The organism is Burkholderia sp. CpTa8-5, from assembly GCF_017815045.1.
Lineage (GTDB): Bacteria > Pseudomonadota > Gammaproteobacteria > Burkholderiales > Burkholderiaceae > Burkholderia > Burkholderia sola.
Window position 1 is genome coordinate 213,776 of record NZ_JAGIQD010000003.1, and the last position, 20,522, is coordinate 234,297.

The 20,522-nt window shown below is 67.1% G+C and carries 17 protein-coding genes; 11 read left to right on the forward strand and 6 right to left on the reverse strand.

What is annotated here, in order from left to right:
* Positions 1-34 precede the first annotated feature (34 nt).
* Entirely contained in the window at positions 35-1,435 is a 1,401-nt protein-coding gene (locus J8I35_RS07200; protein ID WP_209924867.1) for an MFS transporter, read from the forward strand.
* A 170-nt stretch (positions 1,436-1,605) separates the two neighbouring features.
* The gene (locus tag J8I35_RS07205; protein ID WP_209924945.1) at positions 1,606-2,154 is read left to right on the forward strand and encodes a GNAT family N-acetyltransferase; all 549 of its coding nucleotides are present in this window, start codon (positions 1,606-1,608) and stop codon (positions 2,152-2,154) included.
* A gap of 193 nt (positions 2,155-2,347) precedes the next feature.
* On the opposite strand, the gene J8I35_RS07210 is transcribed toward J8I35_RS07205, so the two are convergent.
* Complete coding sequence (locus tag J8I35_RS07210; RefSeq protein WP_209924868.1) at positions 2,348-3,250, reverse strand: hypothetical protein; 903 nt, start codon at positions 3,248-3,250, stop codon at positions 2,348-2,350.
* A gap of 312 nt (positions 3,251-3,562) precedes the next feature.
* Between J8I35_RS07210 and J8I35_RS07215 the strand changes: the two genes are divergently transcribed.
* On the forward strand, positions 3,563-3,976 hold the full coding sequence (locus tag J8I35_RS07215; protein WP_050011912.1) for a PPC domain-containing DNA-binding protein: 414 nt from the start codon (positions 3,563-3,565) through the stop codon (positions 3,974-3,976).
* 71 nt (positions 3,977-4,047) lie between these two features.
* Positions 4,048-4,560, forward strand: a complete 513-nt coding sequence (locus J8I35_RS07220) for a DUF4274 domain-containing protein (RefSeq protein WP_124638952.1) — start codon at positions 4,048-4,050, stop codon at positions 4,558-4,560.
* Between the two features lie 115 nt (positions 4,561-4,675).
* On the opposite strand, the gene acnB is transcribed toward J8I35_RS07220, so the two are convergent.
* Positions 4,676-7,261, reverse strand: a complete 2,586-nt coding sequence (gene acnB / locus J8I35_RS07225; RefSeq protein WP_050011910.1) for a bifunctional aconitate hydratase 2/2-methylisocitrate dehydratase — start codon at positions 7,259-7,261, stop codon at positions 4,676-4,678.
* A 433-nt stretch (positions 7,262-7,694) separates the two neighbouring features.
* Between acnB and J8I35_RS07230 the strand changes: the two genes are divergently transcribed.
* A complete protein-coding gene (locus J8I35_RS07230) occupies positions 7,695-8,432 on the forward strand; it encodes a BPL-N domain-containing protein (protein WP_235356151.1) in 738 nt (245 codons plus the stop codon).
* Positions 8,433-8,461: 29 nt separating this feature from the next.
* Here the strand turns inward: J8I35_RS07230 and J8I35_RS07235 are convergent, their stop codons facing one another.
* From J8I35_RS07235 to J8I35_RS07245, 3 genes are all read right to left on the reverse strand, one after another.
* Positions 8,462-8,935 (reverse strand): nuclear transport factor 2 family protein, encoded by a 474-nt coding sequence (locus tag J8I35_RS07235; protein ID WP_050011908.1) that lies wholly within the window; start codon positions 8,933-8,935, stop codon positions 8,462-8,464.
* A gap of 137 nt (positions 8,936-9,072) precedes the next feature.
* Positions 9,073-9,321, reverse strand: coding sequence for an adhesin (locus J8I35_RS07240; RefSeq protein ID WP_209924869.1), 249 nt, complete (start codon positions 9,319-9,321; stop codon positions 9,073-9,075).
* A 478-nt stretch (positions 9,322-9,799) separates the two neighbouring features.
* Positions 9,800-10,234, reverse strand: a complete 435-nt coding sequence (locus J8I35_RS07245; protein ID WP_209924870.1) for a universal stress protein — start codon at positions 10,232-10,234, stop codon at positions 9,800-9,802.
* Positions 10,235-10,577: 343 nt separating this feature from the next.
* Between J8I35_RS07245 and J8I35_RS07250 the strand changes: the two genes are divergently transcribed.
* The 6 genes from J8I35_RS07250 (at position 10,578) to J8I35_RS07275 (ending at position 15,576) form a co-directional block, all read left to right on the forward strand.
* Positions 10,578-12,062: an amidase gene (locus J8I35_RS07250; RefSeq protein ID WP_209924871.1), complete on the forward strand. Its 1,485-nt coding sequence runs from the start codon at positions 10,578-10,580 to the stop codon at positions 12,060-12,062.
* A 353-nt stretch (positions 12,063-12,415) separates the two neighbouring features.
* On the forward strand, positions 12,416-13,105 hold the full coding sequence (locus J8I35_RS07255) for a hypothetical protein (protein WP_209924872.1): 690 nt from the start codon (positions 12,416-12,418) through the stop codon (positions 13,103-13,105).
* A 126-nt stretch (positions 13,106-13,231) separates the two neighbouring features.
* On the forward strand, positions 13,232-14,062 hold the full coding sequence (locus tag J8I35_RS07260) for an arylamine N-acetyltransferase (protein WP_089489487.1): 831 nt from the start codon (positions 13,232-13,234) through the stop codon (positions 14,060-14,062).
* A 114-nt stretch (positions 14,063-14,176) separates the two neighbouring features.
* Positions 14,177-14,353: a ribbon-helix-helix domain-containing protein gene (locus tag J8I35_RS07265; protein WP_006478745.1), complete on the forward strand. Its 177-nt coding sequence runs from the start codon at positions 14,177-14,179 to the stop codon at positions 14,351-14,353.
* Position 14,354: 1 nt separating this feature from the next.
* Positions 14,355-14,705 carry a VOC family protein gene (locus tag J8I35_RS07270; RefSeq protein ID WP_124654379.1) on the forward strand — a complete coding sequence of 117 codons (351 nt, stop codon included), beginning with the start codon at positions 14,355-14,357 and terminating at the stop codon, positions 14,703-14,705.
* Between the two features lie 7 nt (positions 14,706-14,712).
* Positions 14,713-15,576, forward strand: a complete 864-nt coding sequence (locus J8I35_RS07275) for a class I SAM-dependent methyltransferase (RefSeq protein ID WP_209924873.1) — start codon at positions 14,713-14,715, stop codon at positions 15,574-15,576.
* A 13-nt stretch (positions 15,577-15,589) separates the two neighbouring features.
* Here the strand turns inward: J8I35_RS07275 and J8I35_RS07280 are convergent, their stop codons facing one another.
* On the reverse strand, positions 15,590-20,431 hold the full coding sequence (locus tag J8I35_RS07280) for an NAD-glutamate dehydrogenase (protein WP_209924874.1): 4,842 nt from the start codon (positions 20,429-20,431) through the stop codon (positions 15,590-15,592).
* Between the last annotated feature and the right edge of the window lie 91 nt (positions 20,432-20,522).

The following is a 20,522-nucleotide window of genomic DNA, read 5'->3' on the forward strand; positions in this document are numbered from 1 at the left end:
GCTCGACCGGAAAGAGACCCAGGAGACACCCCGCATGAGCACTTTCGACAACGTCGTGGCCGGCAGGGCCACGATGGAAGCTGCCGCCTCCACGCCCGGCGCGATCATCGCGCGGCTCGAGCGGCTTCCGGCCAACGCGATGCAGATCCGCGCGCGCGTGCTGATCGGCACCGCGACGTTCTTCGACGGCTTCGACGTGATCACGATCGCGGCGACGCTGCCGCTGCTGATTCACAAGTGGGGGCTGTCGCCGACGCAGATCGGCATGCTGATCGCGTCCGGCGCGATCGGCCAGCTGATCGGCGCATTCCTGTTTCCCGCCCTTGCGGAAAAGCATGGCCGCGTGAAAGCGATCGCATGGAGTTCGGCCGTGATCGGCATCACGAGCATCGCGTGCGGTTTCGCGCCGACGTTCGAGATATTCGTACTGCTGCGGATTCTGCAGGGGCTCGGGCTCGGCGGCGAGTTGCCGGTCGCGGCCACGTACATCAACGAGATCACGCGCGCGCATGGCCGAGGCCGTTTCGTGCTGCTGTACGAGATCGTGTTCCCGATCGGCCTGCTCGTGTCGATGGCGCTCGGTGCGTGGCTCGTGCCGCGCTTCGGCTGGGAGATCATGTACTTCGTCGGCGGGCTGCCGCTGATCCTGTCGCTCGTGCTCACGCACCTCGTGCCCGAATCGCCGCGCTGGCTCGCGTCGCGCGGGCGGCTCGCGGAAGCCGGGCGCGCGGTCGGCGTGTTCGAAGGATCGGTGCGCGGCGAACTGCCGCCGGTCACGCAGGTGGCCGCGTTCGACGAGATGGTGCGCCAGCATCCGAAGCGCCGGATGAGCGACCTGTTCAGCGCCGCATATCGCAAGCGCACGCTCGCGGTGGCGACGTTGTGGGCGACCTGCGGGTTCATCCAGTACGGGTTGTCGACATGGCTGCCGACGATCTACAAGAACTTCTATCATGCGCCGCTGCAGCTCGCGCTGAACCTCGCGGTGATCGGCTCGGTGATGGGCGTGCTCGGTTCGCTGGCGTCCGCGCTGCTGGTCGACAAGCTCGGCCGCAAGCCGGTGATCGTGTGGTCGTTCGTGTTGTGCGCGCTGTCGCTCGCGCTCGCCGGCATCTATCACGCGTCGTCGGTGTACGTGGTCGCGATCTTCTGCTCGCTGTCGCTCGGGCTGATGGCGTCCGGGTTCATTACCGCGTACGTCTATACGCCCGAGCAGTATCCGACGAGCATCCGCGCGTCGGGCTGCGGGCTCGGCAGCGCGTGGCTGAAGATCGCGTCGTTCGCGGCGCCAATGATCGTGCCGCACGCGATCATCGGCGGAAACCTCGCGCCGGCGTTCTATCTGATCGGCGGGGTGCCGCTGATCGCGGCGCTGACCGTGCACTTCGTCGGAATCGAGACGAAGGGGAAGGTGCTGGAGGCGCTCGAGGCGTAAGCGGGGCCGGCAGTAACGGATGAGGTGCTCAGGCCCGGGGATGTTCGCCCGGGCCTGTCCATTTCGCGGCGATTCGGTCGTTCGATGTCGAGCGTTGCAAACGGGCGCCATGGTTGCCGCGCGGCTCGCGTGGTCTAATGAACGGTCCCGATTTTCATCAGACCGCTGCCATGCCCCTGTTCGAACCCGTCACGCTGAATACCTCCCGCCTCGTGCTGCGGCCGCTTCGCGACGCCGACGCGCCAGCCTTCTTCGAGATCTGGTCCGATGCGGAAGCGATGCGCTATTTCTCGTTCTCGCCGATGACGCAGATCGAGCAGGCCGAGGCGCGCGTCGCGCGCAACGTGCAGACGTCCGTGAGCGGGGAGAGCCTGACCTGCGTGCTCGAACTGCGGGAAACCGGCGAAACGCTCGGCGAGTGCGTGTTGTTCCACGCTAACGCGCAATGCCGACGCGCCGAGATCGGCTTCAGCCTGCGGCGCGCGTTCTGGCGCGGCGGATACATGCGCGAAGCGGCGTCGGCCATGATCGATCATGCGTTCGACACGCTGCGGCTGAACCGGCTCGAGGCCGATATCGATCCGCGCAACGTCGCGTCGGCGCGGCTGCTCGAACGGCTGGGTTTCGTCCGGGAAGGGCTGCTGCGCGAACGCTGGATCGTCGGCGACGAAGTGTCGGATAGCGCGCTGTACGGGTTGCTGGCGCGCGACCGCGGCTGATGCTGCCGCGGCGGCAGTCCATTTTCCGGCGGAGACGATCGCGCACGCGCTGATGCACTCGCGCGGCGCAATCGGATTCGGCCCGCCAAGTTCGATTCGACGGTCGGCGGATGAGGTTGTATTCACAACTTCGCGAGCCAGCCCTCGACCTTGTCTTTCCCGCGCAGCGTTGCAATCCATCGGTCGGCGACGATTACGTCAACGCTCGCCCGGCCGCCACGTCGACAGGCACTTCGCGCTCCAGTGCCTTGGCGGCGAGTTCCCCGACCCAGTCTGCATCGGCGGGATCGACGACGCCATATTGATCCGGCGGAAAAAAAGCATAGTGATGAGCCGCCGCAGCCAGGCGCTCACATTCGGCATGAGACAGCAGGTAGGACGTCACGGTCAATGGCGCCGCTGGTCCACTCCATCTCAATCCGATGCGGATATGGGTGCGTGGCGCAAATGCGATTGCCAATTCTCGCCGCGGGATCAATCGTTTCGTCTCCGAGGGGAACGTTGGCGGCGCGCCCCAACCGTCTGCCGCAATTCGATGATCCAGCACCAGCCAATGACCGGTGGACGTTCGGGCCAGGATCCATTGCCTGACTCCGGTCGTGCTGGATTTGAGCTTGCCGTCGATCCATTCCTCGACGTAGAGGGGTTCCGGATCGTAGTCGTCCGACCACACGACGATTGCCGAGCATAGCGTATGGCGCTCCAATTCGACATGCCCGTTGGACGGCGTTTCACGCCAGTACCGCTGTCGGGTGCCGTACGTCGCGACGCACCAGTTCAGGCCGATCGACGCTGCGATGAAGAGCGCCGTGACCCATATGACGGTGACGGCTGTTTCGCTAACCGCACGATCCATATCGAAGGCCGGATCGACCGTTCCGCGGTATGCAAGCATACCCAGCAAATACGCGAGCATCGGGATCGCAGGCCCGACTGCGACCGGCATCACCAGAATGGCGAGCCAGCTTCGGACATGCACGCTCCCCACCGACTTGGCGCGCGCACGCTCCTCATCGCTCATTGCCGCGACTTCCCGCGCGGCGATGTCGTCGCTTGGGGTGTGGAACCGCTCATACGTATTCTGGCATTTGGGCATTCGACGGAGCGTTCGGTGAAAGAGGGCGATAAAGCAGGGATTGCCTCGAGGAACTGATTCTTGCATACGTTGGGGTCGGTTTTCATACGGATACGTGTGCGTTCCGTACGTCAACAAACCGATGCGCTGCGGCCGGTGCGAAACCATGCCGCGGATTCCGTATGCGCAGGTCGCCGGAGTCGAGCGGTAGTGGATGAAACGGCGCCGGGAAGACGCCGACGCGCGCGGACTATCGTGAGCGGATGACTTGCCGGATTCACGCGGCGAACGTACGCTTGGCCGATACCGCGACCGACCCACAGGTTCTCGACCATGCAAGCCCATCCTTTGCGTCTTTCTCCCGGCGACGATCTGCGCGGCGCCATCGAGGCAGCGCTACGCCAGCACGAAGCGCATGCGGCCTTCGTGATCCAGGGCATCGGCAGCCTGAGCGTCGCGCAGTTGCGCTTCGCCGGCGTCGATCAGCCGACCGAGCTGCGCGGCGACCTCGAAATCCTGACGCTGGCCGGCTCCGTATCGCCGGACGGCGCACATCTGCATATGTCGATCTCCGATGCAGCCGGCCGCGTGACGGGCGGCCACGTTGCGAGCGGCTGCGTGGTGCGCACGACGGCCGAGATCCTGCTCGCGCTGCTGCCCGCGCATCGTTTCTCGCGCGAACCGGATGCGGGCACCGGCTTCAACGAACTGGTGATCCGTCGCGAGTCGGGCGACGACGCCGCATGAATGGCAGCGGCGCTAGAATCGCCGCTCATCGAAGACTTTCCCGTTACCGCTCATTCCGCAACGCGCAATCCATGGACGACACCGAAATCGAACAGAAGGCGTGGGACATCGTCCGGGCGTGGCTCGAACGCGCGACGCCCGAGCAGTGGCACCGGTTCGCCGCACGCTCCAATTACGATGGCAACGGCCGCGCGTTGCGCTGGCTGCTGGACAACCGCAACGTCGATCGCGCGACCGCACTGCTGATCTACTGGAATCTCGGCGCCGCGTGGTTCGTGCAGTATGCGAACGAAAGCGATCTGGGCGACGCGTCGTATCAACTCGATACGTTCCGGCTGCTTCGCGACATCGAACAACGTTATGCCGACGGCTATTACGCCCATCACGGCATCTGGTTCGATCCGCACGACTTCGATGGCGCGGGGCCGAACGATTATCCGGACGTACCGGTCGCGCGGCCTGTGCCGGCGCTGATGCTGCAACCGACCGACGGACGCGAGTACGTCGATCTCGACGAAGCGGACGGCTATGACGAAGGCTTGCCGTTCGACGTGGTCGAGCGGCTGCACGCGCTGTACGACTGACCGAACGGGCGCGTCCGGTCGCCGACGCATGAAAAAAAAGCGCCGCGGCCTTTCGGCTTGCGGCGCCTGTCAGTGCGCTGCGACGTCGACCGCCCGTCGCAGCCCGACTGCGTGCTTACACCTGCACGGTGTCGGCGACTTCCTTGAAGTCCTCGATCTGGTCGAAGTTCATGTACTGGTAGATCTTGTCGCCGTTGGCGGTGAGCACGCCCATGTCGGCCATGTACTCTTCCTTGGTCGGGATCTTGCCCAGACGCGAGCAGATCGCCGCCAGTTCAGCGGAGCCGAGGTACACGTTCGTGTTCTTGCCGAGGCGGTTCGGGAAGTTGCGGGTCGACGTCGACATCACCGTCGCGCCTTCGCGCACCTGTGCCTGGTTACCCATGCACAGCGAGCAGCCCGGCATTTCGGTCCGTGCGCCGGCCGTGCCGAACACGCCGTAGTGACCTTCTTCCGTCAGCTGCTTCTGGTCCATCTTGGTCGGCGGCGCGACCCACAGCTTGACCGGGATGTCGCGCTTGCCTTCGAGCAGCTTCGACGCGGCACGGAAGTGACCGATGTTGGTCATGCACGAGCCGATGAATACTTCGTCGATCTTCGCACCGGCGACGTCGGACAGCGTCTTCACGTCGTCCGGGTCGTTCGGGCAGGCGACGATCGGCTCGTGGATGTCGGCGAGGTCGATCTCGATGACCGCCGCGTATTCGGCGTCGGCATCCGGCGACAGCAGTTGCGGGTCGGCGAGCCACTGTTCCATCGCGGCGATACGACGCTGCAGGCTGCGCGGATCCTGGTAACCCTGCGCGATCATCCACTTGAGCAGCGTGACGTTGCTGTTCAGGTACTCGATGATCGGTTCCTTGTTCAGGTGCACCGTGCAACCGGCCGCCGAACGCTCGGCCGATGCATCCGACAGCTCGAACGCTTGCTCGACCTTCAGGTCGGGTAGGCCTTCGATTTCGAGGATGCGGCCCGAGAAGATGTTCTTCTTGCCTTGCTTGGCGACAGTCAGCATGCCTTGCTTGATCGCGTACAGCGGGATCGCGTTGACGAGGTCGCGCAGCGTGACGCCCGGCTGCATCTTGCCCTTGAAGCGGACCAGCACCGATTCCGGCATGTCCAGCGGCATCGTGCCGGTGGCGGCCGCGAACGCGACCAGGCCCGAACCCGCCGGGAAGCTGATGCCGATCGGGAAGCGCGTGTGCGAATCGCCGCCGGTGCCGACGGTGTCGGGCAGCAGCATGCGGTTCAGCCACGAGTGGATCACGCCGTCGCCCGGGCGCAGCGCGATGCCGCCGCGCGTGCTGATGAAGTTCGGCAGCGTCTGGTGCGTCTTCACGTCGACCGGCTTCGGATACGCGGCGGTGTGGCAGAACGACTGCATCACGAGGTCGGCCGAGAAGCCGAGGCAGGCCAGATCCTTCAGTTCGTCGCGGGTCATCGGGCCCGTGGTGTCCTGCGAGCCGACCGAGGTCATCTTCGGTTCGCAGTACGTGCCCGGGCGCACGCCCTGGCCTTCCGGCAGACCGCACGCGCGGCCGACCATCTTCTGCGCGAGCGAGAAGCCCTTGCCGCTGTCGGCCGGCTGGTGCGGCAGGCGGAACAGCGTCGACGGCGCGAGGCCGAGCGCTTCGCGCGCCTTCGCGGTCAGGCCGCGGCCGATGATCAGCGGAATGCGGCCGCCGGCGCGCACTTCGTCGAACAGCACGTCGGACTTCACCTGGAATTCGGCGATGACCTTGCCGTCCTTCAGCGCCTTGCCTTCGTACGGGCGCAGTTCGACCACGTCGCCCATTTCCATCTGCGACACGTCGAGCTCGATCGGCAGCGCGCCGGCATCTTCCATCGTGTTGTAGAAGATCGGGGCGATCTTGCCGCCGAGGCACACGCCGCCGAAGCGCTTGTTCGGGACGAACGGGATGTCTTCGCCGGTGAACCACAGCACCGAGTTGGTGGCCGACTTGCGCGAGGAGCCGGTGCCGACCACGTCGCCGACGTAGGCGACCAGGTGACCCTTTTCCTTCAGCGATTCGATGAACTTGACCGGGCCGCGCTTGCCGTCTTCTTCCGGCGTGATGCCCGGGCGCGCGTTCTTCAGCATCGCCAGCGCGTGCATCGGGATGTCCGGGCGGGTGGTGGCGTCCGGCGCCGGCGACAGATCGTCGGTGTTGGTTTCGCCCGTCACCTTGAACACGGTGATGGTCAGGCTTTGCGGCACTTCCGGACGGCTCGTGAACCATTCGGCGTCGGCCCAGCTCTGCAGCACGGCCTTCGCGTGCGCGTTGCCGTTGTCGGCGAGTTCCTTCACGTCATGGAACTGGTCGAACATCAGCAGGGTTTTCTTCAGCGCGTCGGCGGCGACCGCGGCCACGGCTTCGTCGGACAGCAGCTCGATCAGCGGCTGGATGTTGTAGCCGCCGAGCATCGTGCCGAGCAGCTCGGTGGCGCGCGCACGCGAGATCAGCGGGCAGGCGGTCTCGCCCTTCGCGACGGCGGCCAGGAAGCCGGCCTTCACGCGAGCGGCTTCGTCGACGCCGGCGGGCACGCGATGGGTGATCAGCTCGAGCAGCGTCTGCTCTTCGCCGGCGGGCGGGTTCGTCAGCAATTCGACCAGTTCGGCGGTTTGCTGAGCCGTCAGCGGCAGGGGAGGAATACCGAGCGCGGCGCGGGCGGCCACGTGAGCACGAAAGTTTTCAAGCATGGGGAGACCTGCTGATATTGCGTTTGAGGGGAAGGCCTTGCCGGCACTCCGGGGCTATTCCAGGCACTGCTTTGAGCGGGATTCTAATCTCAATGGTCTGGAACGTCAAATGTCTTATGTCTTATATAAGACTTGGCAATGCGAAAGACGGGAGGCGCGGCTGCATGGCGGAGCCGGCCTTGTCGGGCGGGCCGGCGGGCGGATGCAGGGTGTCGGTTCAGGTCGTCGGTATCGCACGTATCTGCACAATCCCGCAGGAAACGGTACACACCGGGCGCGTTCGGGCCGCTACGCTTGCCGTCACGCAGCTTGCAATCGGGAGGCGGAACGGGAGGCGGACGTCGTCGCGCGCCCCGTCGATTCGGCCCGGGCGGTAGCGCTTCCCTTGACTCCGGCGATCCACGACATGCACTCCAGAAACGCGATTTTCCTGATGATGGTGCTCGTCGCGTCGCCGGCCGTTTACGCGGCTACGCCCGGCGACGAAGCGGGGGATGCGGCGAGTCGGCCGGTCGCGCTGGTCTATCGCGGTCCTGCCGCGTGTGACGGGTGCGCCGAAACCATCGCCACACGCCTGCGGGAATCGGACCAGCGGTTCCGGGTGATCTACGTGGGGCCGGCGGAAAAGCTCAGGATCACGCCCGCCGCGCTGGCCGGTGCGGCGCTCTATGTGCAGCCCGGCGGCGGGCAGGACATTCCCGGCGCGGCAGCCAGCATCGGCCGAAACGAAATGCGGGCCGTGCGGCGATACGTCGCGAACGGCGGCCGATACCTCGGGCTGTGCATGGGCGCCTACCTGGCCGGCGCGCAGGGTTTCGGGCTGGTTGCCGGCGATATCGACTCCGAGGTCGACCGGCCGGGCTCGACGCTTCACGGCATCGCCGACACGGTGACGCCGGTCGTCTGGCGCGGGAAAAAGCGCTGGATCTACTATCAGGACGGCGCGAGGCTGCCGGTCGCGCCGATCGGCTCCGGCGGGATCGTGCTGGCGATCTACCCGAACAAGGACATCGCGGCTGCCACGTACCGCTACGGCAAAGGGCGCGTCGGCCTTGCCGGCCCGCATCCGGAGGCCGATGAAAGCTGGTATCGCCAGAACGGCCTCACGAACCCGGACGGCGTGGTGCCGGACATGGCGTACGACCTGATCAACGCGACGATGAAGCCTTAGCGGAGGGGCCGCGGCGCGCGCGGGTTCATTTATTTCCGCTTGGCGCGATACGCGTCGAGATTTTTCCGTGCCTGTGCACGGATTGCGCGCTGCATGAAGGGCGTCCAGCCGAGCAGCGCGCCTTTCATCCCGATCGCCTGACGCGCCCAGCGCCACAGGTCGAAATGGTCGCGATGCTCGACGATGCGTCCGTCGCGAAACCGGAAGCGCGCATCGATCCGGTTGACCACCATCCGCCCGCTCGCGGCGAACCGGTAGCGCGCGCTCCACGTCGCGCGCCCGGCCTGGTCGTCCGCGGCGACTTCGCCGAACGTCAGCGAGAACTCCTGGGCTCGCGCGACCAGCATCCGCCACATGTCGCGCGCAAGTTCGCCGCGCAGTTCGCCGAATGCGGGATCGCTGAACACGATGTCGTCGGCGTAGCACGCGAGCATCGCATCGATGTCGCGCTGCTGGAAGGCCGTGTAGAAGCGCTGGATCAACGCGGTGTTCGGATCGGTCATGTTGGGCGTAACGGGGCAGGGAGGGGCGGACGATGACGTCCGTCGAAACGTCGATCGGGAAAGTAGCGGCCGGCAGCGCAAACCGGCGCCCGAGCCTGCGACTTCGGGCGCGCAGGCTCGCCCACGGATGATACGCGTCAGCGGGCCGCCATCGCGACGTTCCGATCGTTCCGTCCCGTCACCAGGCAGCCCGACATGAAGGCCTCGCTCTGGCTGCCGGCGGCGGTTTCGCCAAAGCCGCGACCGAGCGCGTCGGCCTTCACCTGCGCGGCGCCTTGCTCGCACGCGAGCGGGCTGGCGTCGCGGCCCTGCGCATGCAGGATCGCGCGATCGCCGATGAGATAGGCCAGCAGTGCAAAAACAGCGATATGTACGGCTCGTCTCATGGTTCGTCTCCTCGTCGCTCAAGCGTAACGCGGACACGTTCGACGAAGCACTTGGGGCTTCCCCCGGTAAACGTCTGCTGAAAGCGGTAGCGGGGCGGGACGATCCTGTCCTGTTTTTCCGTCGCCGCCGCCCGGCGGGCGGCCAATGCGCGGTAGTTTGACGAATGTCAGGGTACGGGCGGGCGGCGGCGGTCGCGCGGCCGTTCAAAGCGATAGCATGAATGCATGATTTGACGGAACGCGACGCAGGGTCAACGCGTCAGGTCCGGCAAGCACGCAGGTGTTGAATATCGCTGTCGAAATAGTGAGGAATCCAAATGTTGAACGTCTCTTCCGTCCTGATCAGTCTTGCCCCGATGTGGGCGATCCTGCTGCTGGCGTCTTCGGCGGCCGCCTATTTCGTGTTCTGGCGCAAGGCCATCAAATAAGCGCTGCGCGACAGCGTGCGCACGGTGCGCACGCGTGACGCGCCTTTCCGTCATTGCACCGCCGTCACCGGCACGTTCGAAATTCGCACCAGCCGCGACATCACGCTGCGCCGAAACACCGACATCAGCGCGTGCAGCGGATCGCGTCTCGGCGCGGCGACGACGATCTCGTCGCACCCGGTCTCGGCCGCCACGGCCGCGATCGTATCGGCCACCGGGCCGACCTTCATTACGACGCTGAATTTCACGTCCGCATCGCGCAGGATCCGCTCGGCCATCGCGAGATCGTCGGTCGCGAATCGTGTCTCGATCGCGCGCAGCCGCGACAGCGGGTGATAGGCCTCGAGCCGCGTCGATTCCAGCGGCGCCTGCACATTGATCAGCACGACCTCCGACGCGCAGCGCTCGCGATACAGGAACGTCGCGTGACGAACCGCCTGAAGCGAGCGGGGCGAATGGCCGACCGGAACCAGCAGCTTGAGCATGGACGATGAACCCGGAAACGAAGTGCTTCCAGCGTAGCGGGCGGCCGGACGAAGCGATCTAAAGAGATCGGTCGGCCGTATAAAAATGTCGTTAACGTGCGCGGTCCTGTGACGCACCGATTAAAAATATAAGAAATTTAAGTTTATGCGCATAAACGGCAGTGAGCGGCGGCGCCGGCGCAGCCCGGTCGTCGCCGGTTGTCCGAAGCATCGCGATTCAGTCGAATCCGCAATGAATTGCGCCGCAAAATATCGGAGGTCGCCCGGATCGCGTCGCGTAGAGTAGAGCGGCGGCCGCCGCCGGGCGGCGCGCCATCCGATACCGCTTCCCAGGAGACCCCGCATGCCGCACCGCGCCCCGCAGTTTCTCGCTCCCGCTTCCATTCCCGTCGATCCGGTCGTGCGCCTGTCGGCCGGCGAGCTTGCGTCGGCGATCCGCAGCAAGGCGGTTTCGTGCGTCGAGACGATGCGTGCATATCTCGACCACATCGAGCGCGTGAACGGCGCGGTCAACGCGATCGTCGCGCTGCGCGACCACGACGCGCTGCTGGCGGAAGCCGCGGAAAAGGATGCGGAGCTGGCGCGCGGCGACTATCGCGGCTGGCTGCACGGGATCCCGCAGGCGCCGAAGGATCTGGCGATGACGAAGGGGCTGCGCACGACCTACGGCTCGCCGATTTTCCGCGAGAACGTGCCGCAGGCCGATTCCGTCGGCGTCGCGCGGATGCGCGCGGCCGGTGCGATCTTCATCGGCAAGACCAATACGCCCGAGTTCGGGCTCGGTTCGCACACGTTCAACGAGGTCTACGGCGCGACGCGCAACCCGTACGACCTGACGAAGAGCGCGGGCGGCAGCAGCGGTGGCACGGCGGCGGCGCTCGCGTCGCGGATGCTGCCGGTGGCGGACGGCAGCGATTTCGGCGGGTCGCTGCGCAATCCGGCCGCGTTCTGCAACATCTACGGCTTGCGTCCGTCGCAGGGTCGCGTGCCGCGCTGGCCGGGCGTCGACGTGTTTATGCAGCAACTCGGCATCGAAGGGCCGATGGGCCGCACCGTCGGCGACGTCGCGCAACTGCTCGCGATCCAGGCCGGCTACGACCGCAACGATCCGCTGTCGCTCGCGGAAGATCCGGCCGTGTTCGCGCAGCCGCTCGACGCGGACCTGCGCGGCAAGCGCGTCGCGTGGGTTGGCGACTGGAACGGCTATCTCGCGACCGAGGCCGGCGTGCTCGCGCAGTGCGAGCGCGGGCTGGCGACGCTGCGCGAGATCGGCTGCGACGTCGATGCGGCGCTGCCGGCGTTCGCGCCCGACCGGATCTGGCGTCTGTGGCTCACGCACCGGCACTTGCTGTCGGGTGGCGGGCTGCTCGCGCACTATCGCGACCCGGCGCGGCGCGCGCTGCTGAAGCCCGAGGCGATCTACGAGGTCGAGGGGCTGCTCGCGATGCAGGGCGCGGCCGTGTTCGACGCGAGCGTCGAACGGACCGCGTGGCATCAGGCGGTGCTGAGCTTCTTCGACCGTTACGACTTCATCGCGGCGCCGACCGCGCAGGTGTTTCCGTTCGACGTCGACCAGCGCTGGCCGAAGGAGATCGCGGGCCGCGCGATGGACACCTACCATCGCTGGATGGAAACGGTCGTGCCGTGGACGCTGGCCGGCTGCCCGGTGATCAACGTGCCGGTCGGCTTCAACGACGCGGGGCTACCGATGGGGATGCAGCTGATCGGGCGTCCGCGCGCCGATCTCGCCGTGCTGCAGCTTGCGCACGGCTACGAGCAGGCGGCCGACTGGGTCAACCTGCGGTTGCCGGCGTGGATGGCAGCGTAACGGCGTCGCCGGCGGGCAGTGGCGGGCGGTAGTGGCCGCATGACGAAGCGGGCGGCGATGCGCTGCCCGTTTTGCTTGGCATCGCTCGACACGAAACGCGCCCGTGGAGGTGTTTCGGCGCGCTGCCTGCGCACGCCGGAGCCTGCGTCCATTGACGCAACCGGAGAAAGAATGCCGGTACGCGCATCACATCGCACCGCAAACATGGACGAATCGGCGCGACGACGGTCGTCGGCCGCGGAATTGCAAGCGGCGGCGCGCGGTGATTTCGTTTCGATGTGTTTCAGTCGTTGCGGCGGCGCGCGACGCGCTTCGACAATATCGCCTCGACCATTCGGGCACGAGGGAAAAACATGAAGCACATTCGCGCGACGGGCCGGCATCTGGCCTCGGCAGGCATCGCGTTCGGCATCCTGGCGAGCGGCGCCGCACACGCGCAGCTCGACCTGCAGTCGATCGGCGCGTCGCTGCTCGGCGGCGGGCAGCAGCAGGCGGCAGCGCCGGCGCAGGGCGGTGTCGCGCAGTTGCTGCAGGCCTATGTCGGCGCGAACCGGCAGGTGCTGAGCGGCCAGTCGTCGCTCGCATCGGCGATGGGCCTGACCGGGGCGGCCGGGCAGGCGCAGCAGGCCGCGAGCCAGTTATCCGGCGGCGATGCGCTGTCGCCGGCCACGCTGTCGCAGATGGGCGGCGCGCAGCAATCGGTGTCGCAGGCGCTCGGCCAGGCGTTCGCGAGCGGCGGCGCCACGCACGGGCCGATCGACAAGCAGGCGTTCAGCAACGGCCTCGCCTCGTTCGGGCAGGGGCTCACGCAGTATTCGCAACTGCAGTCGGGGCTCGGCAATCTCGGTTCGACGAGCGCGGCGTCGCTGCTGCAGTCGGGCCTGAATCCGCAGAACATGCAGGCCGCGACGTATATCGCGCAAAGCGCGCCGGGCCAGTTGCAGTCGCTTGCCGCGACGCTCAGCCAGGCCGTGCAGTTCGCGACGAGCCAGGGCATTTCGGTGCCGTCGGTCGCGTCGTCCGCACTGAAGCTGCTGCCGTAACGTCGTGCGGGTGCGGCGGCGATGCGCGGCCATCATCGCGCACGCCGGCCACGAACGATAGGCCCGCACAACATGGGGATTTCGCGCGATGCTATCGTGGCGGGTCCCTTTCATCGGTGCCGGTTCATGACTGACTCGTTCGACCTCTCGCGCTATTTTTCCCGCATCGGCTACGACGGCCCGGTCGAGCCGACGCTCGACGTGCTGCGCCGGCTGCATCTGCTGCACCCGCAGGCGATTCCGTTCGAAAACCTCAATCCGCTGACCGGCACGCGCGTCGCGCTCGACCTGCCCGCGATCGTCGACAAGGTGATCGAACGCCGCCGCGGCGGCTACTGCTTCGAACTCAACAAGCTGTTCTACACCGCGCTCACGACGATCGGTTTCCGCGTGACGCCGCTGATCGCGCGCGTGCGCTGGATGCGACCGCCCGAGATCGTCACCGCGCAGACGCACATGCTGCTGCGCATCGACCTCGACGGCGCGGCGTGGCTCGCGGACATCGGCTTCGGCAGCGCGACGCTGACCGCGCCGCTGCGCTTCGCGCCGGGCGAGCGGCAATTGACGCCGCATGGCGCGTTTCGCGTGGTCGATGCGCCGGTCCACGGCGAATTCGACATGCAGTTCGAGATCCCCGACGGCTGGCACACGACCTACCGCTTCTCGCTGAAGCCGGCCGAATGGATCGATTACGACGCCGCGAACTGGTTCACGTCGACGTATCCCGAATCGATCTTCGTGAACGACCTGATCGCGTGCCGCGTGCTGCCGGACGGCCGCGCGGCGCTGGTCAACACCGTGCTGACGCTGCGCGACGCGGCGGGCGCCGGGCGCACGGTCACGTTCGACACAGCAGCCGACTGGGCCGCGTGCCTGCGCGACACGATCGGCGTCAATACGGCGGGATTCGATCTCGACGCGCTGTTCGCGCGGCTCGCGGCGCGAGTTGCGCGGTAACGCGGGCATACGAGGCACTGCAAGCGGCCTGCTCGCGGGCCGCGCGCCGATTCATTCCAGTCGTTTCACCGCATCCGCATTTGACTTTTGCTAGATTGCTAGCATACTAGTCCCATGACCGACGAAGAAGTGAAGCAATTCAACGTGTACCTGCCGCTCGGCCTGATCCGGCAGGTCAAGCATCGCGCCATCGAAACGGAGCAATCGCTGTCCGCGCTGGTGGCCGACGCGTTGCGCGCGTACCTGGCCGCGCCGCCGCCCGGCGCGGGACCGTCCAACCAGGAGGAGTGACATGTCATCCGAGCGAATCGAAGCCGTGTACCTGACCACGCACAACTGGGGCAAGTCGGCGAAGTTCTTCCAGGCGCTGGGCTTCACGCTGGAATTCGAAACCGATCACCAGTCGGGCCAGTTGCGCAGCGGCGACGGCCCGTTCCTGTTCATCGCCGAAGTGCCGCCGAGCGAAAAGCCCGACATGCAGGTCGTGATCAAGGTCGCCGACGAGCAGGCGGTGCAGCCGCGGCCGATCGTCGATGTCGTCGCGCCGTTCGAGGATACGCACTGGGGGACGCGCGACATGATCGTGCGCGATCCCGACGGCCGGGTGTGGCGTCTGCAGGCGCCGGGCAAGCAGCTCGCGTGAGGTCGATATGACGGTTATCCGCGAAGACGATGCGCCCGACAGCACGGCCGCGCGCGTCGCGCTGTGGCGTGCGCTGCACGTCGAACTCGACGCGCCGCCGCACGTGCTCGCCGACGCAATCGGGTTGCAATTGCTCGCGCCGGCGCCCGGCTGGCAGCAGCGCGGCGACATGGATCCGCAGTTCACGCGGCCGTTTCGCGCGTCGATCGTCGCGCGGGCGCGCTTCATCGAGGATCTCGTGGCCGAACAGGCGGCGCGCGGCGTGAGCCAGTACGTGATCCTCGGCGCGGGGCTCGACAGCTTCGTGCAGCGCCGGCCGGACATGGCGTCGCGCGTGACCGTGTTCGAAGTCGACCCGCCGGCGCCGCAACGCTGGAAGCAGCGCCGCCTGGCCGAACTCGGCTTCGGCGTGCCCGACTGGCTGCGTTTCGTGCCGGTCGATTTCGAGGCGGAGCAGTCGTGGCGCGACGCGCTCGTCGGCGCGGGCTTCGATGCGGGCCAGCCGGCGGTCGTGGTGTCCACCGGCGTCAGCATGTACCTGACGCGCGAAGCGAATGCGGCCGCGCTGCGCGAAGTCGCGTCGCTCGCGCCCGGTTCGACGTTCGCGATGACGTTCCTGCTGCCGCTGGAAAATGCGGATCCGGACGTGCGCCCCGGGCTGGAAATGGCCGCGAAGGGCGCGCGCGCGAGCGGCACGCCGTTCATCAGCTTCTTCCTGCCGGAACAGATCCAGGCGCTTGCACGGGAGGCCGGTTTTGCGAAGGCCGAACACGTGTCGGCCGCCGAGCTGACGCGCCGTTATTTCGTCGATCGCACGGACGGCCTGCGGCCGCCGAACCGCGCGGAAGAATTGCTCGTCGCGACGGTCTGACCCGTCGCCTTCGTCACGCGCGTTCGAGCACGGCCATTTCCCGCACGACCACGAGCAGCACCGCGAGGCTCGTGCCGCCGGATGCGCGCAGATCCGCGAGCAGGTGCTCGTAACGCGCGAGCGCGGCCTCGCGGCGCACGCGCCACGCGCCGACGATCGTGTCCGGCGTGGTCGAATCCGGCGATTCCGCGAGCGCGCTCGTCGCGAGCGTGCGCTTGAGCCGCGCGACTTCCGCGAGCGCGGCGGCGCGCGCGAGCATGTCCCAGTGCGTCGGCGTCGGCAGGTTCGCCGCGCGTTCGCCGATCCACCCGTAATTGAGCAGCGTGCCGAGCGAGAAATAGACACCGGCGACGAGTTCGAGGCTGCGATTGCAGGTCGCCGCCACTTCGGCGATGTCGAGCAGCGCGGCCGAGATGTCGCCGCTCGCGACGCGTACCGCGAGCGCGCTGTCGACGCCGGCGTCGACCAGCACGCGCTGCCGCTCGGACAGCGCTTCCAGATCGTCGGCCGGCAGCAGCGACGGCAGTTGCGGCGCGATGCGCTGCACCGCGTCGCGGCAGCGCGCGATCAATCCGGCGACGCCGCCGTCGGCCACCGCGCCGGACTGCAGATGCCGCAGGAACCACAGCGCCGCGCGCTCCAGCAGCCGCGCGACGTCGACGAACATGCGCGCCTGCACGTCGTCGGCGACGCGATTGTCGAGCGCGTCGATATCGCGCCACACCGCATCGAGGTCGAACACGTCGCGCGCCATGATGCATGCGCGCACGATGTCGCCGGGCTGCGCGTCGGTTTCCTCCATCAGCCGGTGCACGAACGCGCAGCCGACGCGGTTCACGAGCGCGTTCGTCAGATGCGTCGCGAGAATCTCGCGGCGCAGCGGATGGCGGCGCATCGGCTCGCTGAAGCGCTGTTGCAGCGGCTTCGGGAAGTAGTCGACGAGCATCGCGGCCACCAGCGGATCCTCGGGCACGTCGGATTCGAGCAGCGCGTCGTAGAGCCACATCTTGCTGTACGCGAGCAGCACCGCGCGCTCCGGCGACGTGAGGCCGAGCTTCGCGGCCTGCCGCTCGGCGACTTCGTCGTCGGTCGGCAGGAACTCGATCACGCGGTTCAGGCGGCCCGCGCGCTCGAGCCAGCGCATCAGGCGCGCCTCGGCGTCGAGCAGTTCGACCGCATAGCGGCCGGCGATCGACAGCGCCTGCGTCTGGTAGTAGTTGTCGCGCAGCACGAGCAGCCCGACTTCGTCGGTCATCTCGGCGAGCAGCGCGTTGCGCTGCTTCTCGGTCATCTCGCCGTCGGACACCACGAGCCCGAGCAGGATCTTGATGTTGACTTCGTGATCCGAACAATCGACGCCGGCCGAGTTGTCGATCGCGTCGGTATTGATGCGGCCGCCGCGCTGCGCGAATTCGATGCGGCCGAACTGCGTGCAGCCGAGATTGCCGCCTTCGCCGACGACCTTGCAGCGCAGGTCCGCGCCGTTCACGCGCACCGCGTCGTTCGCGCGGTCGCCGACTTGCGTGTGCGTTTCGCGCGCGGCCTTCACGTAGGTGCCGATGCCGCCGTTGTACAGCAGGTCGACCGGCGCCTGCAGGATCGCGCGGATCAGCTCGGTGGGCGGCAGCGCGTGCGCGTCGATGCCGAGCGCGGACTGCACGGCCGGCGACAGCGGGATCGTCTTCGCGGTGCGCGGATACACGCCGCCGCCCGGCGAAATCACCGACGTATCGTAGTCGGCCCAGCTCGAGCGTTCGAGCGCGAACATCCGCTGGCGCTCCGCGAAGCTCGTTGCCGGGTCGGGGTTCGGGTCGAGGAACACGTGCCGGTGATCGAACGCGGCGACGAGTCGGATATGCGGCGACAGCAGCATCCCGTTGCCGAACACGTCGCCCGACATGTCGCCGACGCCGACCACGGTGAAATCGGTCGCCTGCGTGTCGACGCCCATCTCGCGGAAGTGCCGCTTCACCGATTCCCACGCGCCGCGCGCGGTGATCGCCATCTTCTTGTGGTCGTAGCCGACCGAGCCGCCGGACGCGAACGCGTCGTCGAGCCAGAAGCCGTATTCGTGCGAGATCGCGTTCGCATAGTCGGAGAAGGTGGCCGTGCCCTTGTCGGCGGCGACGACCAGATACGGATCGTCGGCGTCGTGGCGCACCACGTCGGGCGGCGGCACGATCGCGTTGCCGGCGAGGTTGTCGGTGAGGTCGAGCAGCCCGCGCAGGAACGTCTGGTAGCACGCGATGCCTTCGCGCATCCACGCTTCGCGATCGCTCTGCGGCGGCGGGTTCTTCACGACGAAGCCGCCTTTCGAGCCGACCGGCACGATCACGACGTTCTTCACCATCTGTGCCTTCATCAGCCCGAGCACCTCGGTGCGGAAATCCTCGCGGCGATCCGACCAGCGCAGCCCGCCGCGCGCGACGCGCCCGCCGCGCAGGTGCACGCCCTCGACGCGCGGCGAATACACCCAGATCTCGAACATCGGCTTCGGTTCGGGCAGGCCGGGCACCTTCGCCGGATTGAACTTGAACGACAGGTACGGCTTCGATTCGCCGTTCGCGTCCGCGAGGAAGTAGTTCGTGCGCTCGGTCGCGTTGATCACGCCGAGGAACTGGCGCAGGATGCGATCCTCGTCGAGGTTCGGCACCTGGTCGAGCGCGCCTTCGATCGCCTTCAGCAGCCGTTCGGCCTGCACGTCGCGCGTGTCGCCGATGCGCGGATCGAAGCGCAGCAGGAACAGCTCGACGAGTTGCCGCGCGATCGCCGGATTGCCGGTCAGCGCGCGTTCGATATACGCGTCGCTGAAGGTCGAGCCGACCTGCCGCAGATATTTCGCATACGCGCGCAGGATCGTGACCTCGCGCGCGCTCAGGTGCGCGCGCAGCACGAGGCGGTTGAAGTCGTCGTTCTCGATCCGGCCGCTCCAGATCCGGTCGAACGCATCTTCGAACAGGCCTTTCACGCGCTCGATGTCGAACTCGGTATCGTCGGCGAGTTCCAGCCCGAAATCGTGTACCCACGCGTGCGCGGCGTCCTGCGTCTGGATCCGGTACGGCCGCTCCTCGTCGACGCGCACGCCGAGATGTTCGAGCATCGGCAGGCTGCGCGACAGCGCGATCGGGTCGCCCGCGCGATACACCTTGAAGCGGAACGCGCGCGGCTCGGCCTCGATCGGCCGGTACAGGTTCATCGCGAGCTGGCCCGAGTCCTTCACGCGCTCGATCAGCTCGATGTCGCGCACGGCCGTGCGCGCCGGATAGTCGTCGCGATAGCCTGCCGGGAATGAATCGGCATAGCGCTGCAGCAGGCGGTTGCCTTGTTCTTCGCCGAATGCGTCGAGCAGCGCGTCGGCGAGATCGTCCTGCCAGCGGCGCGTGACCTGCACGAGCCGCGTTTCGAGTTCGCGCGTGTCGACGTCGGGCATCGTGCCCGGTTCCGCATGCACGACGAAGTGAATGCGGGCGAGCGCCGATTCCGACAGCAGCGGCGTGAATTCGACGTTCACGCCGTTGTACGCGTCGACCAGCAGCTTCGCGATGCGGCGGCGCAGGTCGGTGTTGTACTTGTCGCGCGGCACGAACACGAGGCACGACACGAAGCGGTCGAACCGGTCGCGCCGCACGAACAGTCGCGTGCGCTGGTGTTCCTGCAGGCGCAGGATGCCGAGCGCGATGTCGTAGAGCCGGTCTTCGTCGGCCTGGAACAGTTCGTCGCGCGGATAGGTTTCGAGCACCGTCACGAGCGACTTGCCGAGATGCCCTTTCGGCAAAAAGCCCGCGCGCCGCACGATGTTCGCGCACTTGCGGCGCACGATCGGAATCTCGGTGTACGAACCGAAATAGGCGGTCGACGTGTAGAGCCCGATGAAGCGGCGCTCGCCGGTGACCTTGCCGTCGGCGCCGACGAGTTTCACGCCGACGTAGTCGAGGTAGCCGGGCCGGTGCACCGTCGCGCGCGAATTCGCCTTGGTCACGAAGATCGGCCAGGCGCCGGTGATGATGTCGGCGGCGGCCGGCGGCAGCGGCGTCACGTCGGCGGCGCCGGACGTGCGCAGCGATTCGCGCAGGATCCCGAAGCCCGAGCCCTCGATGCCGCGCAGGCCGAAGCCCGTGCCGTCCGATACGAGCGCGTAGTCGCGCTGACCGAGGAACGTGAAGTGATCGGCGGCCATCCATTCGAGGAACGCGCGCGCCTCGATGTCCTCCGCGGTCGACTCGCGCGCCTTCATCTCCTTGATCGTCGCGCGGGCGATGTCGACGATCTTCGGCCAGTCCTCGACCGACGCGCGCACGTCGCCGAGCACGCGCGCGATGTCCTCGCGCAGCGTGTCGAGCAGCGCGGCGTCGCCGCAGCGGTCGACTTCGAAATGGATGAACGACGCGAGTTGCGACTGGCCGTCGCCGGACGTCGCACCGCCCGCGTCGACGCGCTCGATGCCGCCGCCGGCGCCGCGCCAGATGCGGAACACCGGATGCAGCGCCGAGTGCAGCGCGAGCCCGAGACGGTTGATGGCCATCGTCACCGAGTCGACCAGGAACGGCATGTCGTCGTTGACGATCTCGATCACCGTGTGGTCGGAATGCCAGCCGTGCTGTTCGAGAATCGGGTTGTACACGCGCAGGCGTTCGCTGCCGGGCACGAATTTCTGGGCGGTCTGCCAGTGCGCCATCGCGGCGCCGTACAGGTCGGCGATGCCGCGGCTCTGCAGATCGTCGGCATCGACGAAATCGTAGTAATGACGCAGGAAGGGTTCGACGATCCGGAACGTGGCGTCGGGCAGACGAGCGCGCGCGAATTCGACGACATCGGAGAGCAGGTGTGCGACGACTTCCTCGTTCTTCGCTTCCATGGCGGTCTCCGTCGGGTGGCCATTGGCTGCTGCGTCTGTCCGGCATTATGCGCCGATTGCGTGACAAAGCGATGTGCGGGCGCACAACGGA

Coding starts and splice junctions, on each gene's coding strand:
- J8I35_RS07200 (WP_209924867.1), top strand. CDS start 35: ATGAGCACTTTCGACAACGTCGTGGCCGGCAGGGCCACGATGGAAGCT.
- J8I35_RS07205 (WP_209924945.1), top strand. CDS start 1,606: ATGCCCCTGTTCGAACCCGTCACGCTGAATACCTCCCGCCTCGTGCTG.
- J8I35_RS07210 (WP_209924868.1), bottom strand. CDS start 3,250: ATGCCCAAATGCCAGAATACGTATGAGCGGTTCCACACCCCAAGCGAC.
- J8I35_RS07215 (WP_050011912.1), top strand. CDS start 3,563: ATGCAAGCCCATCCTTTGCGTCTTTCTCCCGGCGACGATCTGCGCGGC.
- J8I35_RS07220 (WP_124638952.1), top strand. CDS start 4,048: ATGGACGACACCGAAATCGAACAGAAGGCGTGGGACATCGTCCGGGCG.
- acnB (WP_050011910.1), bottom strand. CDS start 7,261: ATGCTTGAAAACTTTCGTGCTCACGTGGCCGCCCGCGCCGCGCTCGGT.
- J8I35_RS07230 (WP_235356151.1), top strand. CDS start 7,695: ATGATGGTGCTCGTCGCGTCGCCGGCCGTTTACGCGGCTACGCCCGGC.
- J8I35_RS07235 (WP_050011908.1), bottom strand. CDS start 8,935: ATGACCGATCCGAACACCGCGTTGATCCAGCGCTTCTACACGGCCTTC.
- J8I35_RS07240 (WP_209924869.1), bottom strand. CDS start 9,321: ATGAGACGAGCCGTACATATCGCTGTTTTTGCACTGCTGGCCTATCTC.
- J8I35_RS07245 (WP_209924870.1), bottom strand. CDS start 10,234: ATGCTCAAGCTGCTGGTTCCGGTCGGCCATTCGCCCCGCTCGCTTCAG.
- J8I35_RS07250 (WP_209924871.1), top strand. CDS start 10,578: ATGCCGCACCGCGCCCCGCAGTTTCTCGCTCCCGCTTCCATTCCCGTC.
- J8I35_RS07255 (WP_209924872.1), top strand. CDS start 12,416: ATGAAGCACATTCGCGCGACGGGCCGGCATCTGGCCTCGGCAGGCATC.
- J8I35_RS07260 (WP_089489487.1), top strand. CDS start 13,232: ATGACTGACTCGTTCGACCTCTCGCGCTATTTTTCCCGCATCGGCTAC.
- J8I35_RS07265 (WP_006478745.1), top strand. CDS start 14,177: ATGACCGACGAAGAAGTGAAGCAATTCAACGTGTACCTGCCGCTCGGC.
- J8I35_RS07270 (WP_124654379.1), top strand. CDS start 14,355: ATGTCATCCGAGCGAATCGAAGCCGTGTACCTGACCACGCACAACTGG.
- J8I35_RS07275 (WP_209924873.1), top strand. CDS start 14,713: ATGACGGTTATCCGCGAAGACGATGCGCCCGACAGCACGGCCGCGCGC.
- J8I35_RS07280 (WP_209924874.1), bottom strand. CDS start 20,431: ATGGAAGCGAAGAACGAGGAAGTCGTCGCACACCTGCTCTCCGATGTC.